The sequence below is a fragment of the Bradyrhizobium sp. HKCCYLRH2047 genome (assembly GCF_051168175.1).
Taxonomy (GTDB): Bacteria; Pseudomonadota; Alphaproteobacteria; order Rhizobiales; family Xanthobacteraceae; genus Bradyrhizobium.
This window is the reverse complement of record NZ_JBNPUM010000002.1, coordinates 141,510-157,600: the sequence shown is the minus strand read 5'-3', so window position 1 is coordinate 157,600 and position 16,091 is coordinate 141,510. Positions and strand designations below refer to the sequence as shown.

The 16,091-nt window shown below is 66.0% G+C and carries 19 protein-coding genes; 5 read left to right on the top strand and 14 right to left on the bottom strand.

What is annotated here, in order from left to right; translation table 11 throughout:
* Positions 1-99 precede the first annotated feature (99 nt).
* The 5 genes from ACQR1D_RS04345 (at position 100) to ACQR1D_RS04325 (ending at position 2,671) form a co-directional block, all read left to right on the top strand.
* Positions 100-477, top strand: a complete 378-nt coding sequence (locus ACQR1D_RS04345) for an AtpZ/AtpI family protein (protein WP_315801529.1) — start codon at positions 100-102, stop codon at positions 475-477.
* A gap of 87 nt (positions 478-564) precedes the next feature.
* Positions 565-1,308 (top strand): F0F1 ATP synthase subunit A, encoded by a 744-nt coding sequence (locus ACQR1D_RS04340; RefSeq protein ID WP_316181934.1) that lies wholly within the window; start codon positions 565-567, stop codon positions 1,306-1,308.
* 40 nt (positions 1,309-1,348) lie between these two features.
* Positions 1,349-1,576: a F0F1 ATP synthase subunit C gene (locus ACQR1D_RS04335; protein WP_006615622.1), complete on the top strand. Its 228-nt coding sequence runs from the start codon at positions 1,349-1,351 to the stop codon at positions 1,574-1,576.
* Between the two features lie 28 nt (positions 1,577-1,604).
* Positions 1,605-2,180 (top strand): F0F1 ATP synthase subunit B family protein, encoded by a 576-nt coding sequence (locus ACQR1D_RS04330; protein WP_315801531.1) that lies wholly within the window; start codon positions 1,605-1,607, stop codon positions 2,178-2,180.
* Positions 2,180-2,671, top strand: a complete 492-nt coding sequence (locus ACQR1D_RS04325; RefSeq protein WP_315801532.1) for a F0F1 ATP synthase subunit B family protein — start codon at positions 2,180-2,182, stop codon at positions 2,669-2,671. The genes ACQR1D_RS04330 and ACQR1D_RS04325 overlap by 1 nt, the downstream gene beginning before the upstream one ends.
* A 106-nt stretch (positions 2,672-2,777) precedes the next feature.
* Here ACQR1D_RS04325 and ACQR1D_RS04320 read toward each other — a convergent pair whose 3' ends face one another.
* From ACQR1D_RS04320 to coxB, 14 genes are all read right to left on the bottom strand, one after another.
* Positions 2,778-3,395 carry a hypothetical protein gene (locus tag ACQR1D_RS04320; protein ID WP_316182056.1) on the bottom strand — a complete coding sequence of 206 codons (618 nt, stop codon included), beginning with the start codon at positions 3,393-3,395 and terminating at the stop codon, positions 2,778-2,780.
* 142 nt (positions 3,396-3,537) lie between these two features.
* Positions 3,538-4,125, bottom strand: a complete 588-nt coding sequence (locus tag ACQR1D_RS04315; RefSeq protein WP_316181937.1) for a GNAT family N-acetyltransferase — start codon at positions 4,123-4,125, stop codon at positions 3,538-3,540.
* A 132-nt stretch (positions 4,126-4,257) separates the two neighbouring features.
* Positions 4,258-5,547, bottom strand: a complete 1,290-nt coding sequence (locus ACQR1D_RS04310; RefSeq protein WP_315801761.1) for a M16 family metallopeptidase — start codon at positions 5,545-5,547, stop codon at positions 4,258-4,260.
* Positions 5,547-6,962 (bottom strand): threonine synthase, encoded by a 1,416-nt coding sequence (gene thrC, locus ACQR1D_RS04305; protein ID WP_434893797.1) that lies wholly within the window; start codon positions 6,960-6,962, stop codon positions 5,547-5,549. The genes ACQR1D_RS04310 and thrC overlap by 1 nt, the downstream gene beginning before the upstream one ends.
* Positions 6,963-7,892: 930 nt before the next feature.
* Positions 7,893-8,324, bottom strand: coding sequence for a carboxymuconolactone decarboxylase family protein (locus ACQR1D_RS04300; protein WP_434893798.1), 432 nt, complete (start codon positions 8,322-8,324; stop codon positions 7,893-7,895).
* On the bottom strand, positions 8,251-8,730 hold the full coding sequence (locus ACQR1D_RS04295) for a MerR family transcriptional regulator (RefSeq protein WP_434893799.1): 480 nt from the start codon (positions 8,728-8,730) through the stop codon (positions 8,251-8,253). The genes ACQR1D_RS04300 and ACQR1D_RS04295 overlap by 74 nt, the downstream gene beginning before the upstream one ends.
* A 146-nt stretch (positions 8,731-8,876) precedes the next feature.
* Entirely contained in the window at positions 8,877-9,635 is a 759-nt protein-coding gene (locus ACQR1D_RS04290) for an SURF1 family protein (RefSeq protein WP_434893800.1), read from the bottom strand.
* A gap of 328 nt (positions 9,636-9,963) precedes the next feature.
* Positions 9,964-10,353, bottom strand: a complete 390-nt coding sequence (locus tag ACQR1D_RS04285; protein WP_315717920.1) for a DUF983 domain-containing protein — start codon at positions 10,351-10,353, stop codon at positions 9,964-9,966.
* A 166-nt stretch (positions 10,354-10,519) separates the two neighbouring features.
* The gene (locus tag ACQR1D_RS04280) at positions 10,520-11,377 is read right to left on the bottom strand and encodes a cytochrome c oxidase subunit 3 (protein WP_315801538.1); all 858 of its coding nucleotides are present in this window, start codon (positions 11,375-11,377) and stop codon (positions 10,520-10,522) included.
* An 87-nt stretch (positions 11,378-11,464) separates the two neighbouring features.
* Positions 11,465-12,097 (bottom strand): cytochrome c oxidase assembly protein, encoded by a 633-nt coding sequence (locus tag ACQR1D_RS04275; protein ID WP_434893807.1) that lies wholly within the window; start codon positions 12,095-12,097, stop codon positions 11,465-11,467.
* A gap of 34 nt (positions 12,098-12,131) precedes the next feature.
* Positions 12,132-12,308, bottom strand: a complete 177-nt coding sequence (locus ACQR1D_RS04270; RefSeq protein ID WP_315801539.1) for a CoxF protein — start codon at positions 12,306-12,308, stop codon at positions 12,132-12,134.
* Positions 12,309-12,328: 20 nt separating this feature from the next.
* Positions 12,329-13,267 (bottom strand): heme o synthase, encoded by a 939-nt coding sequence (locus ACQR1D_RS04265; RefSeq protein ID WP_316218189.1) that lies wholly within the window; start codon positions 13,265-13,267, stop codon positions 12,329-12,331.
* A 143-nt stretch (positions 13,268-13,410) separates the two neighbouring features.
* Positions 13,411-15,024 (bottom strand): cytochrome c oxidase subunit I, encoded by a 1,614-nt coding sequence (gene ctaD / locus ACQR1D_RS04260; protein ID WP_316218188.1) that lies wholly within the window; start codon positions 15,022-15,024, stop codon positions 13,411-13,413.
* A 68-nt stretch (positions 15,025-15,092) separates the two neighbouring features.
* A complete protein-coding gene (coxB, locus tag ACQR1D_RS04255; protein WP_434838096.1) occupies positions 15,093-15,929 on the bottom strand; it encodes a cytochrome c oxidase subunit II in 837 nt (278 codons plus the stop codon).
* Between the last annotated feature and the right edge of the window lie 162 nt (positions 15,930-16,091).

Here is a 16,091-nt window from a genome sequence, read left to right as displayed (position 1 = left end):
TGCGGTCAGTATGGTCCGCGCGGCTTTAAAGGGCGATGGGGCGCTATTTCCTGACACTCGCGGCAACGGATCGGGTCTCCACACATGGCGGATAAGCACATGGCGGATGGCACGAACGAGAGCGGCGGACACGGGGATCGCGACAAGTCGCCCGATGAGGTTGCGCTTTCCGCAAGGCTCGGAAGTCTCGACCAACGGTTGTCCGAATTTCGCGACGGCCGAAAGATCGGGGCTGATCAACCTGGAAACGGCGGCGGTGACACTGCAGCCCGGGCTTCGGCCATGGCGCGTGGCCTGCGACTGTCCTCCGAGTTGATCGCCGGTGTCCTCGTCGGTGCGGTGCTTGGCTGGGGCTTCGACCGCTTGCTGTCGACATCGCCCTTTGGATTCATCGTGTTTTTCCTGCTCGGCTTCGCGGCCGGCGTGTTGAACGTGGTGAGATCCGCAGGCATAGCTCCCGACAGGCCCCGCCAGTGAGACATGCGCGGAAGACCTCGCGCGGAAGACCAACGAGTGAATTGCAAAGCGCCGGCGTGGCCGGTGAACAACTGAGACGCCACGCGGATGATCGATCCGATCCATCAATTCCACCTCAACAAGATCTTCACGATCGGCCACATCGGCAATCAGGAGATCGCCTTCACCAATTCGTCCGCGTACATGCTGCTCGCGGTCGTGCTGATCGCCGTCATGATGATGGCCGCCGGGCGCGCGCTCGTGCCGGGCCGGTTCCAGTCGGTGGTCGAGCTGTCCTACGAATTCGTCGCCAACACCATCAGAACCAGCGCCGGCTCGCACGGCATGACGTTCTTCCCGCTGGTGTTCTCGCTGTTCATGTTCATCTTCGTCTCGAACATCGTCGGCATCATCCCCTACACCTTCACCGTCTCCAGCCACATCATCGTCACCTTCGCGCTGGCGCTGCTGGTGTTCCTGACGGTCATCATCTACGGCTTCTACAAGAACGGCCTGAAGTTCTTTAAGCTGTTCGTCCCCTCCGGCATCCCCGCGGTGATCCTGCCGCTGGTGGTCGTGATCGAAATCATCTCCTTCTTCTCCCGTCCGATCTCGCACAGCGTCCGTCTGTTCGCCAACATGCTGGCCGGCCACGTCACCCTGAAGGTGTTCGCGAGCTTCGTGACCATGCTCGGTGCGCTCGGCTTCGTCGGCAAGGTCGGCGCGCTGTTGCCGCTCGGCCTCACGGTCGCGCTGACCGGCCTCGAGCTGATGGTCGCGTTCCTCCAGGCCTACGTCTTCACGATCCTCACCTGCATCTATCTCAACGATGCTATCCATCCGGGCCACTGATCCGGCCCTCTCTACCAAACCCCTCAAAGGAGTTCGTTTCATGGATCCGGTTGCAGCGAAGTACATTGGCGCGGGCATTGCCTGCATCGGCATGGGTGGCGCGGGTGCCGGCATCGGCATCATCTTCGGCAACTACCTGTCGGCCGCTCTGCGCAATCCGTCGGCCGCCCAGGGCCAGTTCGGCAACCTGATTTTCGGCTTCGCGGTGACCGAGGCGCTCGGCATCTTCTCGCTGCTGATCGCGCTGCTCCTGCTGTACGCCGTCTAAGACGGCCTGAGCCGGACAGGAGAAGCCCGTGGCTGAAAGTCATGGCGAAGCCAAGGGCGGCGAGGCCAAGGGCACCGCAAGCGCCCATACGGAGGCCGATGGCGGGCATGGTTTCCCTCCGTTCTCGAAGGAAACCTTTCCGTCCCAGATCGTCTCCCTGGTGATCGCCTTCGTGGCGCTGTACGTGATCGTCTCGCGTGTGGCGCTGCCGAAGGTCGGGGCCGTCATCGACGCCCGCCAGAAGTCAATCGACGGCGATCTGGCTGAAGCGCAGCGGCTGAAGGATGAATCCGAAGCCGCGATGAAGGCATATGAGAGCGAGCTGGCGACGGCTCGTGCCCGTGCCCAGGCGATCGGAGCCGAGACTCGCGAGAAGCTCGCGGCCTCTTCGGACGCCGAGCGCAAGGCGCTGGAAGACAGCCTCGCAGCCAAGCTCGCGGCGGCTGAGGCATCCATCGCCACCACGCGCACGACCGCAATGAGCAATGTCCGCGGCATCGCCGCAGATGCAGCCAGCGCGATCGTGAAGCAGCTCACCGGCAAGGCCCCCGCAGCCAAGACGGTCGAGGCTGCGGTGGATGCATCGTTGAAGGGAACAGCCTGATGCATTTGCTTGCTGATCCGGAAACCTGGGTCGCGATCGCCTTCGTGATCCTGATGGGCCTGTTCGCCTATCTCGGTGTCCACCGCATGGTCCTGACGGCGCTCGACCACCGCGCCGAGCGCATCAGGAACGAGCTCGCGGAGGCCAAGCGGCTCAAGGAAGAGGCGGCCAAGGTGCTCGCCGATTACAAGACCCGCCGCGCCAGCGCCGAGCGTGAGGCCGAGGAGATCGTCACCAGCGCAAAGGCGGAAGCCGAGCGCATCGCGGCGGAGGCCAAGGCCAAGATGGAAGACTTCGTCGCCCGTCGCACCAAGGCCGCCGAGGGCAAGATCGCCCTCGCCGAAGCCCAGGCTCTGGCCGACGTCAGGTCCGCTGCGGCGGAGGCCGCCGTCCAGGCGGCAGCGACCGTGCTGTCGCAGTCGGTCAAGGGCGCTCTTGGCGAAGACCTCGTCGCCAAGGGCATCGCCGAAGTCGGCCGCAAGCTGAACTGAGCGGCAGCCCATCTCATCCATCATCTTCAAAAGGCCGGTGCGATTCCATCGCACCGGCCTTTTGCTATTCACACTCTCCGGCGACCGCTTCGCGCAAGGGCAATCGTCACCTCCGCTTCTTGCCGTGCGGCCGCTCCGGGGTCAGGGCCTGCGGGTCGAAGCCGATGTAGAAGACGTAATTGTCGGCATTGGCGCCGGGCGGCGGCACCGGATAGACCATGTCCTCGGCGACGATCGTGAACGGCACGCTGCCGTCCTCGGTCATCTGCACCGTGGTGCGATACGACTTGGTCGCGATCACCTTCTCGCCGATGCCGCCCTGGACCACCGCAATGCGCATCGGAATGTCGACGCTCGCCGGCGCACCCGCGGGGCCGGCGACGATGCGCCCCTGAATGCCGATCTTGGCGGTGATCTCGGCCCCGTTGAGATTGCATTCCCGCGCGGTCTTGGTGATCGACGCCTGGAACCGGACGTCGTTGCCGACCGCCTGCTTGCCGGGCGCGGCCACGGCGTAGGTCGAGGCGCCGGCGCGAATATTGACCGGCGGACAGGTCAGGCCATCGGTCGGATCGACCGGCGGTCCGCCGCTGGCGGGCAGGTTCTCCTGCCCCTTGTCGTCGGAGCCGCCGCCGAACAGGCTCTTGAAGCGGTCGGTCAGCGATTGGGCGGCGGCCGGCGGCGCCGCGCTCGCGGCTCCCAAGGCCAGCAGCACGGCTGCCAACGTCCCAGCCCTGATCACGCTCGTCTCTCGCATCGTCTGATATCCCCGGCAACTCGGTCGCCCAGCCAAGGCGTCTATACCCATTTCAGAGCCCGGAACCAGCCCCGATTGGCCTCTCCCGCGGCGATCACGATCACGATTGCTACCCCCGGAAATCCTCGTGCAGCAGGCCGTAGAGATAATGGTCCTGCCAGACCCCGTTGATGCAGAGGTAGCGACGCGCCAGGCCCTCGCGGGTGAAACCGCATTTCTCCAGCACGCGGATCGACGGCATATTGGTCGGGATGCAGGCCGCCTCGACCCGGTGCAGATTGAGCTCGCCGAACAGGGTCGGCAGCAGCAGCCGCAGCGCCGCCGTCATGTAGCCATGATGCGCGAACGGCTGCCCCATCCAGTAGCCGATGGTGCCGGCCTGAACGATGCCGCGGCGGACATTGGCGAGCGTGATGCCGCCGAGCATGGCGCCATCCTGCTCGCGGAAGACGATGAACGGATAGGACCGGTCGGCCGAGATGTCCTCGGCATAGCGGCGCAGCCGGCGGCGGAAGCCGGAGCGCGTCAGGTCGTCGGACGGCCAGATCGGCTCCCACGGCGTGAGATAGTCGCGGCTGATCTCGCGCAGCCGCGCCCATTGCGCGTAATCGGCCATCTGCGGCGCACGCAGCAGCAGGCCCTGGCCGCGCGGAGCCAGCGCAGCCGGTCCGTTGGATGGCAAGCGAAACAGGGCCATCTGTGATGCTCCCCCTGCTCTTTCCGGGTCGAAGCCTGCTCCGACCCACCCCAGATCTCCAATGCCGAGATCTCCAAGGCCAAGATCTGGCGAGATTCAAATGCGCGCGGACCGCACCGAGCCGAACCACGCTCAGTGCAGTTGGGCCTTCGATCGCGAACCGGTCAGACCTTCGGCGAAAGTGACCGCCGTGTCCAGACCCCTGCCGGTGCCGAGCGCGACGACCGCCGGCTTGCTGCGTGCGAGCAGCGCCCGCGCCGCATCGCGCGTGCTCTCGACGCTGACCGCCTCGATCTTGGCGACCATCTCCTGCAAGGTCTGCGGCCGGCCATAGGCCAGGATATGCCGCGCCAATTGCTCGGCACGGGCGCTGCAGCTCTCAAGCGCCATCAAGAGCCCGGCCTTCATCTGCGCCTTGGCGCGGGCGACCTCGGCCTCGCTCAGGGTCTCCACAGCATTGCCGATGATGTCGACCACGACCTCCATCATCTCGGGGGCGTCGGCCGGATCGGTCCCGGTGTAGAGGCCGAAGAACCCCGTGTCGCTGTAGGGCGCGTGGAACGTGTAGACGGAGTAGCAGAGCCCCCGGTTCTCGCGCACCTCCTGGAACAGCCGGGACGACATGCCGCCGCCGAGGATGTTGGTGAACACCTGCAGCGAGAACAGCGACGGGTCGGCCTGCGGCACGCCCTCGAGCGCAAGCGTCAGATGCGCCTGCTCGAGATCGCGATGCACGACCCGCGAGCCGCCCTTGCCGAACGCCGCCGGCAGCGGCTTCGGCCCCTCGCCGCCATTGAAGCTCGCAAAGCGCTTCGTCACGTCCTCGACCACCCGCTGATGGTCGACGGCACCGGCGGCGGCGACCACCATGTCGGGGCCGCGGTAATGCGTCGACAGATAGCCGTGCAGCTTGTCGCGATCGAACGCCTCCAGCGTCTTGGCGGTGCCGAGCAGCGAGCGGCCCATCGGCTGGTCCGGAAAGCACAGCTCGTTGAGATGCTCGAACACGACGTCGTCAGGCGTATCCTGTGCCGCGCCGATCTCCTGCACGATCACGTTCTTCTCGCGCTCCAGCTCCTCCGGCACGAACGACGGATTGGCGAGAATGTCGGAGAGCACGTCGAGCGCCATCGGCACGTCGGCCTTCAGCACGCGGGCGTAATAGGCCGTGGTCTCGGTCGAGGTCCCGGCATTCAGATCGCCGCCGACGGCCTCAACCGTCTCGACGATCTCGCGGGCGCTGCGCGTCGTCGTGCCCTTGAATGCCATGTGCTCGAGCAGATGCGAGATGCCGTGCTCATCCGGCTTTTCGTCGCGGCCGCCGACGCCGGCCCAGACCCCGAGCGCGGCCGTCTCCAGATGCGGCATCGTGTCGGTGACGACCGTCAGCCCCGTCGGCAGCTTGGTGACTTCCACACCCATCATGCAATTCCCTGCTTGGCGGCCCGGCTGACCGAGCGGATGAACTTCTCCACCTCGGCCTGGTCGTTCCGCATGATCCTGATGTCCTCGCGCCTGCTCATCAGCCCTTCGAGCCACGCCGGCAGATGCGGCCGCATCCCGCAGGCGGCCTCGACCGCGTCGGGGAATTTGGCGGGATGCGCGGTCGACAGCACGATGTTCGGCACCGACAGATCCGTGCCGTCGCGATCGGCCACCGCCAGCGCCACCGCCGTGTGCGGATCGACGAGATCGCCGGCCTCGCGGAAGGCGGCGCGGATCGCAGCCGCGGTCTCGGTCTCGTCGGCGCGTCCGGCGTCGAAATCGGCGCGGATCGCGGCCAGCATCGCATCCGGCAGCACGAAGCGGCCGGACTGCTTGAGGCCGTCCATCAGCCGCCGCACGGTGCCGGCGTCGCGGCCGCCGGCTTCGAACAGCAGCCGCTCGAAATTCGACGACACCTGGATGTCCATCGAGGGCGAGGCCGTCGCATGCACCTCGCGCACCTCGTAGATGCCGGTCGCCAGCGTCCGGGCGAGGATGTCGTTGACGTTGGTCGCGACGCGCAAGGTCCGCACCGGCAGGCCCATGCGCTTGGCGACGTAGCCGGCGAAGATGTCGCCGAAATTGCCGGTGGGCACGGTGAAGTCGACGGCGCGGTGCGGCGCGCCGATCGCGACCGCCGAGGTGAAGTAGTAGACCACCTGGGCGACGACGCGCGCCCAGTTGATCGAGTTGACGCCCGACAGCCTGACCGAGTCGCGGAAGCCGTGATGATTGAACAGGCCCTTCACGATCGCCTGGCAGTCATCGAAATGACCTTCGATGGCCAGCGCATGCACGTTCGCCGCGCCCGACGTGGTCATCATCCGCCGCTGCACCTCGGAGATGCGGCCATGCGGAAACAGCACGATGAGGTCGGCATTGTCGCGGCCGGCGAACGCATCGACCGCGGCGCCGCCGGTATCGCCTGATGTCGCCACGACGATGGTGGTGCGCTCGCCGCGCTTGGCGAGCACATGGTCCATCAGCCGCGAGATCAGCTGCATCGCCACGTCCTTGAACGCCAGGGTCGGGCCGTGAAACAGCTCCAGCACGAACTGATGCGGCGCGGTCTGGTCGAGCGGCACCACGGCGGGGTGACGGAAGGTCGCATAGGCCTCGTTGGCCATGCGGCCGAGCTCCTCGTCGGAAATCTCGCCGGCGACGAACGGCTTGATGACCTCGACGGCGACCTCCCAATAGGGCCGGCCGAAGAACGACGCGATCGTCGCCGGCGTCAGCTGCGGCCAGGTCTCGGGCACGTACAGGCCGCCGTCACGGGCGAGCCCGGTCAGCATCACATCGCAGAAAGTGAGCGCGGGGGCTTCCCCGCGGGTCGAAACATAGCGCGTCAAACCGCTCTCCTGACCTGCGTCACCAGGCCATAACCCGTTGATTGAATTCGAAATCGGAACCGCCCGGCGGCAACATGGTCCGGCACCATAATGGTTTTGGCCCGTGGGCGAAACCGGTTGTTGGCACAGCAATGGTCGCGGCTCCGGGTTACGGCGGCGTTACGCCGGCGCGGGGTGGCAGCACACGAAGGTGCTCCGTCCCAGTACGCCGTGGCGACCATGGTCAACCGCACTGCCGCGGCCTACTGGATCCCCGCCTTCGGGCATGGCGGCGGTGGAGGCGGCGCCCCGGCCCGCAAGACACAGCTTCTTATCCTCGCGGCGCGATCGGCACCCGAGCTTTGTGGAATCTCGTCCCTCCGGAAACGGAGGGCGCAGGGAAGGCCGGACCTCGACTGAGGCCCGTGGCCCCCGTGCGAACAAGAATGCACGGGGCAGGAACCACAGGTTCAGCCAGAGCGACCCGGCCTTCCCTGCGCGATGGCTTACGACTTATACGCGCTCTCCTCGGTGCACCGGGCTTTTTGGCCACCGTCATCGACGCGATGCATCGGCACCAGCGCCAACTTGATACCAGCGTCGGGGTATCAGGAACACGCGACTTCGCCGTCCGTGCCGGCCGCACTCGTCAGTTGCAGCCGACCCGTCCATCGCATCCCACCTCAACGTCCGTGACGACGCGTACGTCCCTCGCTGGCGAGGCGGAATGGGAAGAGACAACCATGATTTCGGAAAAAATGAAAGTAAAAAATTGCCGCCGGTCGATGCTGAACTCATCAGCGCGTTGAGGATGCTTACATAATCAGTTTTCCGGCGCGGCCGAATTCTTGATATCGGACGCCAGCTCATGCCGTTGCGAATAGCCTGTCGGGCGACTCGGGGCAGAATCGCGACGATCGCGGTGGCGAGGCGCGGTGCGTAGCCCGCTAATCAAACCGAGGCGGCCTCACCGGCCTTCGCGTCGGCCTCGGCAAACACCGCCTTGGCTGCGAACAATCCGTTGAGCGCGGCGGGGAAGCCGGCATAGACCGCCATCTGCATGATCACTTCGGTGATCTCGTCGCGGCTGAGGCCGACGTTGAGGCCAGCATGGATATGAACCTTCAGCTGCGGGCTGGCATTGCCGAGCGCGGTCAGCGCCGCGATGGTCGCGATCTCGCGGCTGCGCAGATCGAGGCCGGGGCGTGAATAGATGTCGCCGAACGGAAACTCGATCACGTAGGTGGCGAAGTCCGGCGCGATGTCGGCGAGCGCCGCGATCACATTGTGGCCGGCCTCGCCGTCGATACTATCGAGCGCGCGCCGGCCGCGCGCCAGACGGTCCTGATCGGTGTTGGTGCCGGATGGCGTGGCGCCCGGCATCGGGCTCGTCGTCGCGGCTTGGCTGGGCGTTGATCGCGTCATCGTCGTTCGTCCTCTCGCTGCTGCCGGCATAGCCGGCGATCTTGCCGTCGAGAACGAGAAGGCAATCCTGCAGGCTGGCGACGCGCGCCCGGACCGCGTCGCGATGCCGCTCCAGCAGCCGGCGTCGTTCCGGCTCCGTGGCAGCGCCGCCCGCGCGCAGCTCGGCGTAGCGCAGCATGTCCCGGATCGGCATTCCCGTGGCCTTGAGGCGGCCGAGGAATTCGATCCAGGTCAGGATCGATGCGTCGTAGTCCCGCTGGCGGGCATGATCGCGATCGGCCCTGGGCAGCAGCCCGATCCGCTCGTAGTAGCGGATCGTATGGGGCGTCAGCCCCGACTGCCTCGCCAGCTCGCCGATCTTCATGCGCGCTTTATCTCCATTCACGACGCCAGGCAGGCTACGGGTTCGAGCGCGCTCTAAGTCAAGCGCCGTTTTGCCAGCAGCGTGGCCAAGGTACATGCGGGTCGGCACCGGTCCCGCATGTCGCTTGCGCTCATGCGGGCTACGGGTCATCGGTTCGCCGCGCGCCGTCCCCTCGCCCACACCGCGAAGGCCACGATCAGCGCCGCGGCGAGTGAGAACCAGGTGATCGCGTATTGCATGTGCTCGTCGCGCAGATGCGGCGACAGCGGACCGGGTTTTGGGATGCCGTTGTCCGGCACCGGCGTTTCCAGGTCGATGTAGAACGGCGCGACCTCGCCCCAGCCGAGCGTCTTGGCCATCGCGCGATGGTCGCGCGTGAACCACAGCCGCTTGTCGCGGCTCTCGGCCGCGGTGAGCAGGCCGGCGGCCTCGGGAAAGCGCAGATAGCCGGTGAAAGTCACGGGCTCGCCGGTGACGAGCTTGCCGACCTGGCGATCCTGGATGCTGCGCTCCTGCATGGTGTTGGCGACGAAGCCGGCGTCGATCACGATGGTCTCGCCAGACGGCAGGCGCGCGGGGAGGAACGCCCAGGTGCCCGGCCCAGAGACGTCCTCGCGCACGGCCGAGCCGGCGCTGTAGACCATCGCATCCGGCAGCTTTGCATAGGTCGCGGTGAAGCTGACGCGGCGGAATTCGTCGCGCTCCGGCGTGAGCGTGCGCCAGTCGCTCGGCGGGGGCAGCGGTGCGGGTGCGGCAGCGACGCGATCGGTCAGCGCGGCGATCAGCGCATGCTTCTCGGCGCGGCGCTGCAATTGCCAGACGCCGAGGCCGATGAACAGTGCGACCATGACGAAGGTGAAGGCGGCGAAGGCGCGGGAGGAGGTGGTGGGACGGGCGGAGGTCATGCGGCGACTCCGACGCTGCGCGCCGGCTTGAGTTCGATGGTGTCCACACGCGTGAGATAGCCTCCCGCTTTCACCGCGCGGACAGTGCGCTCCCCTCCCCCTTGCGGGGAGGGGTTGGGGGTGCCCCAGCAAAGACTGCCGTTGAGGCTACCCCCCTCCCCAACCCTCCCCCACAAGGGGGGAGGGAGCGCAGCGTGTTTGCGGCGAGGGCTTACCTTTTCTTTCGCGTCCGGAAGCGGCTTGACCCATGTCCCGGGAGACAGACCGCAACGGCAGGACCTGAGCAGCGCTTCAAAACCGGAGCGCCGCTCCGCGGAACTCGGACCGTTCATCGCGGCGTCTTGTCCACCAAACGGCCGGGGGCGGCCTTGTGGTGGAATTGCAGGGCGATCAGCAGCGATTTCATCGCGCGCAGCGGCAGCAGCGTCGTCACCAGGATCAGCGGCCCCCAGAGCGCGGCATGGACCCAGAACGGCGGCTGATACTTCACCTCGACGATCAGGGCGGCGCCGACCACGATGGCGCCGGCGAGCATCATGATGAAGATCGCCGGACCGTCGCCGGTGTCGATGAAGGCATAGTCGAGATCGCAGGCTTCGCAACGCTTGCGCAGGTTGAGGAAGCCGTCGAACAGCTTGCCCTGGCCGCAGCGCGGGCAGCGGCAGGCGAGCCCGCGCAGGACGGTCTGGGCCAAAGTGACGGGCGGATGCGTGGTCATGGTGTCTTGCCCCTGGGCGGCCGGGCGGCGCCCCCTGGTGATACAACCGGAGGCGGCGACGGCGGATCACATTTCGATCAACCGCCGGGCGCCGCCGCAAACGAGAAAGGGCGGCCCGACGGCCGCCCCTTCTTAGCACGTTCGACGGAACCGGTGCGCGCCGGCTTCAGTGCGCGCCGTGGGCCATCGCCTCGGCGCCGTGGCCCCAGACGTAGATGCAGATGAACAGGAACAGCCAGACCACGTCGACGAAGTGCCAGTACCAGGCGGCGAACTCGAAGCCGAGATGCTGCTTGGGTGTGAAGTGGCCGGCATAGGCGCGCGCCAGGCAGACGATCAGGAAGATCGTGCCGACCAGGACGTGGAAGCCGTGGAAGCCCGTCGCCATGAAGAAGGTCGAGCCGTAGACGTGGCCGGCGAACGAGAACGTCGCGTGGCTGTACTCGTAGGCCTGCACGCAGGTGAAGGTCGCACCCAGGAGGATGGTGAGGATCAGGCCGTATTTCAGGCCCTTGCGGTCGCCCTCGAGCAGCGCGTGGTGCGCCCAGGTCACCGTGGTGCCCGAGGTCAGCAGGATCAGCGTGTTGAGCAGCGGCAGATGCCAGGGATCGAAGGTCTCGATGCCCTTCGGCGGCCAGACGCCGCCGAACAGGGCGTCGCGGGTCGCCTGCACCTCGTAGTTCGGATACAGCGCGGCATTGAAATAGGCCCAGAACCAGGCGACGAAGAACATCACCTCGGAGGCGATGAACAGGATCATGCCGTAGCGGTGATGCAGCTGCACCACGCGGGTGTGGTCGCCCTTGTACTGCGCTTCCTTGATGACGTCGCCCCACCAGCTCGCCATGGTGTAGAGCACGCCGATGGTGCCGATGCCGAACACGATCGGCGCGGCGCCGTACATCTTGTGCATCCAGCCGATCGCGCCGAACGCCATGATGAAGGCCGAGACCGAGCCGACGAACGGCCAAGGGCTCGGATCGACGAGATGGTAGTCGTGATGCTTGGCGTGCGCCTCAGCCATGGCAAGTCTCTCCCCAGATCGATGCCGGTCGCGCCGGCACGGTGTCGTTCAACAGCGATGGTCCCCGGATATCGGATTTCCGCACAGTCATAGGCTGCCCCGCGGCTTGTCCGGCTCGCCCGCAGCGACCGGCTTCGGCGTGTCGCGGACGGGATAGAAGGTGTATGACAGCGTGATCGTCTTCAAGCTGTCGTTCTCGTGATCTGCTGCTATCGCCGGATCGACGTAGAACACCACCGCCATCTCGCGGGTCTCGCCCGGCGCCATGGTCTGCTCGGTAAAGCAGAAGCAGTTGATCTTCTGGAAGTAGGCGCCTGATGTCAGCGGCGACACGTTGTAGGCCGCCTGCGCCATGGTGGTGCGCGCCGCCTCGTTGGTGACCTTGTAGTAGACCGTGACCACCTCGCCGATCGCGACATCGATCTCGGTCTTCTCCGGCTCGAACTTCCAGGGCAGACCGCCGGCGACATTGGAGTCGAAGCGCACGGAGATCCGGCGCGCCAGCGGCGCCGCGGATGGCGCCGATGTCGCCACCTGCGTGGTGCCGTTGAAGCCGGTGGCGCGGCAGAACCAGTTGTAGAACGGCACGGCGGCATAGGCCGCGCCCACCATCAGCACCGCGACGGCGCCGCAGATGCCGCCGACCAGCGCATCGCGGCTGAGGCCGCGGCGCGGCGCGGCCGACGCGGTCGCCGGAACGTTCTGGTCGGTTGTCTCCATCGCGGTCTGCTTCGTCCCGTCCTGCATCGCGTCTCTACATCGGCCGATTCAGCACCGCGGGACCCTTCACCATGGTCACCGCGAAGAACAGCACCACCAGCACGCCGAGCGCGAGCGCGATCGCGATCGAGCGGCGGCGCCGGCTGCGCAGCTGCGCCTCGGTGAGGACGATGCCCTCTGACTCGTTTCGATCCGCCATCGTGGTCGCCATGTTTTCCAGTCTCGCGCCCCTTACCAGATCAGCGGCGCGATCATGCGCGCGACCGCTTCGAGTCCGAGCGTCGCGAACAGCACGAACAGATAAAGGATCGAGAAGGCGAACAGCTTGCGGTTGGCGCGAAGCGAGGCACTGCGCTCGCGCTTGCGGAACACCTCGACCGCGAGCCACAGCATGCCAGCCCCAAGCGCCAGCGAGACGACGCCGTAGACGGCATCGAAATAGCCGAGCGGCCACGGCGCAGCCGCGATCGCCACCAGGACGATGGTGTAGAGCAGGATCTGCAGCCGGGTCGCGTCCGGGCCGGCGACCACCGGCAGCATCGGCACGCCGGCGCGGGCGTAGTCATCGCTGCGGAACAGCGCCAGCGCCCAGAAATGCGGCGGGGTCCAGAAGAAGATGATCAGGAACAGCCAGAGCGGCTCCGGCGCGATCGATCCGGTGGACGACACCCAGGCGACCACCGGCGGCAGGGCGCCGGCGGCGCCGCCGATGACGATGTTCTGCGCGGTCCAGCGCTTCAGCCAAAGCGTGTAGACGACGACGTAGAAGAAGATGGTGAAGGCGAGCAGGGCGCCGGCGAACCAGTTGACGAGGATGCCGAGCGTCAGCACCGAGAAGAACGACAGCGTGATGCCGAAGGCCAGCGCTTCCTGGCGGGTGACGCGGCCGCGCGGGATCGGACGGTTGGCGGTGCGCGACATCAGCGAGTCGATGTCGCCTTCCAGCGCCATGTTGAGCGCGCCGGAGGCGCCGGCCCCGACCGCAATACACAGCAGCGAGGTGATGGCGAGCACCGGGTGGAAATGGCCCGGAGCGATGAGCAGACCGATCAGCGCCGTGAAGATCACGAGCGACATCACCCGCGGCTTCAGGAGCGCGAGATAATCGCCGACATCGGCCTCGGAAATCCGCGGGCCGACGGCAATGGCGTTCTGATCAATGACCGACACGACGAATCCAGACTTCAATTCAAACGGCCCCGACGCATGTCGCGTCAGCACCTCGCTTCAAGGATCCCGACGGCGCGCCGTCGAGCGCGCTGCCGGCGGACATCGATGCGGCGCCGGATCGGCGCCGCATCGCGAGAGCAGGGTTACTGCACCTTCGGCAGCACCTCGAACTGGTGGAACGGCGGCGGCGAGGACAGGGTCCATTCCAAGGTCGTCGCGCCCGGTCCCCACGGATTGTTCGCCGCCTGCTGCTTGCGCATGAAGGCGTCGACCACCCCATAGATGAAGATCAGGACACCGAAGGCCGAGATGTAGGAGCCGATCGACGAGACCAGGTTCCAGCCGGCATAGGCATCGGGATAGTCGATGTAGCGGCGCGGCATGCCCGACAGGCCGAGGAAGTGCTGCGGGAAGAACACGAGGTTCACGCCGATGAAGGTCACCCAGAAGTGCGCCTTGGCGATGGTCTCGTTGTACATGTAGCCGAACATCTTCGGGAACCAGTAGTACCAGCCCGCGAAGATGGCGAACACCGCGCCGAGCGACAGCACGTAGTGGAAGTGCGCGACGACGTAATAGGTGTCCTGCAGCACGCGGTCGACGCCGGCGTTCGCCAGCACGACGCCGGTGACGCCACCGACCGTGAACAGGAAGATGAAGCCCACCGCCCACAGCATCGGAGCACGGAACTCGATCGAGCCGCCCCACATCGTGGCGATCCAGGAGAAGATCTTCACGCCGGTGGGCACCGCGATCACCATGGTGGCGGCGACGAAATAGGCCTGCGTCGCCGAGGACATGCCGACCGTGTACATGTGGTGCGCCCACACCACGAAGCCGATGCCGCCGATCGCGACCATGGCGTAGGCCATGCCGAGATAGCCGAACACGGGCTTGCGCGAGAAGGTCGACACGATCTGGCTGATCATGCCGAAGCCGGGCAGGATCAGGATGTACACTTCCGGATGGCCGAAGAACCAGAACAGGTGCTGGAACAGCACCGGATCACCGCCGCCGGCCGGATCGAAGAAGGTGGTGCCGAAATTGCGATCGGTCAGCATCATGGTGATGGCGCCGGCGAGCACCGGCAGCGACAGCAGCAGCAGGAACACCGTCACCAGGATCGACCACACGAACAGCGGCATCTTGTGCAGGGTCATGCCCGGCGCGCGCATGTTGAAGATGGTGGTGATGAAGTTGATCGAGCCGAGGATCGACGACGCGCCGGCAAGGTGCAGCGACAGGATCGCGAAGTCCACCGCCGGTCCGGGATGACCCGAGGTCGACAGCGGCACATACATCGTCCAGCCGGCGCCGACGCCGTTGGCGCCGGGCTCGCCCTCGACGAAGGTCGAGGTCAGCAGCAGCGCGAACGAGGCGGGCAGCAGCCAGAACGAGATGTTGTTCATCCGCGGGAACGCCATGTCCGGCGCGCCGATCATGAGCGGCACCATCCAGTTGCCGAAACCGCCGATCATCGCCGGCATGACCATGAAGAAGATCATGATCAGGCCGTGCGAGGTCACGAACACGTTGTAGGTGTGGTTCTCGTGGAAGAGCTGCACGCCCGGATACATCAGCTCGATGCGGATCGCGACCGACATGGCGAGGCCGATGATGCCGGCGCACACCGCGAAGATCAGATACATCGTGCCGATGTCTTTGTGGTTGGTCGAATAGATCCAGCGCCGCCATCCGGTCGGGTGGTCGTGCGCGTGATCGTCATGGCCTGCATGGGTCGCTACGTTCGTCGCCATTGTCCAATCCTCAGTGTCCCCGTGGACCGCCAAGGCGGCCCTCAATCTTAGCGTTCATCCGCGCTCGGCTACTGCGACACGCCCGCAGCCGATGCATAGGTGCTCGTGGGCGCGCTGGCGTACTTCTTCTTGGCGTCCTCGACCCAGGCGGTGAATTCCTGGTCGCTCACGACGCGCACCGCGATCGGCATGTAGGCGTGATCCTTGCCGCACAACTCGGAGCACTGGCCGTAATACATGCCGACCTTGGTCGCCTTGAACCAGGTCTCGTTGAGGCGGCCGGGAATGGCGTCGATCTTGACGCCGAACGACGGGATCGCCCAGGAGTGGATCACGTCGGCGCCGGTGGTCTGAACGCGAATCACCTTGTTGACCGGCACGACCATCTCGTTGTCGACGGCGAGCAGGCGCGGCTGCTTGTCCTGCGCCAGCAGCGAGTCGAACTCGAACTTGCCGTTGTCGGGATAGGCGTAGCTCCAGTACCACTGCTTGCCGGTGGCCTTGACGGTCATATCGGCCTTCGGCACGTCCAGCTCGAGGAACAGCAGCCGGAACGACGGCACCGCGATCATGACCAGGATCAGCACCGGGATCAGCGTCCAGGCCACCTCGATCAGCGTGTTGTGGGTCGTCCGCGACGGCACCGGATTGGCGCGCGCGTTGAACTTCACCACCACGGCGATCAGCAGCGCCAGCACGAACAGCGTGATGATGGTGATGATCGTCAGCAGCAGGCCGTGGAACCAGGTGATGTTCTCCATCACCGGCGTCGCGGCCTCCTGCAGCTTGACTTCCCATGGCGCCGGCTGGCCCGTTTCAGCAAACGCCGCTCCACCCGACACGAGCGTCATGCCCGTTACGGCCAACCCCAGCAAGGCGCCCAATTGGCCTTTCGACATCTTCATGCCGTCGCGCTCCCTTCAGAACTTTCCCCCTCGGCGCACCGCCCGCTTCACGCAGCGGCGCGCCGTTCGATCCGCTCTCCTGACAAATGGCCCTCGGGCGGATGCATAGAAAAGCACCTGGGCCAGTTCACTGGAATGACGAAATCTTTCTTCTCAAACCAT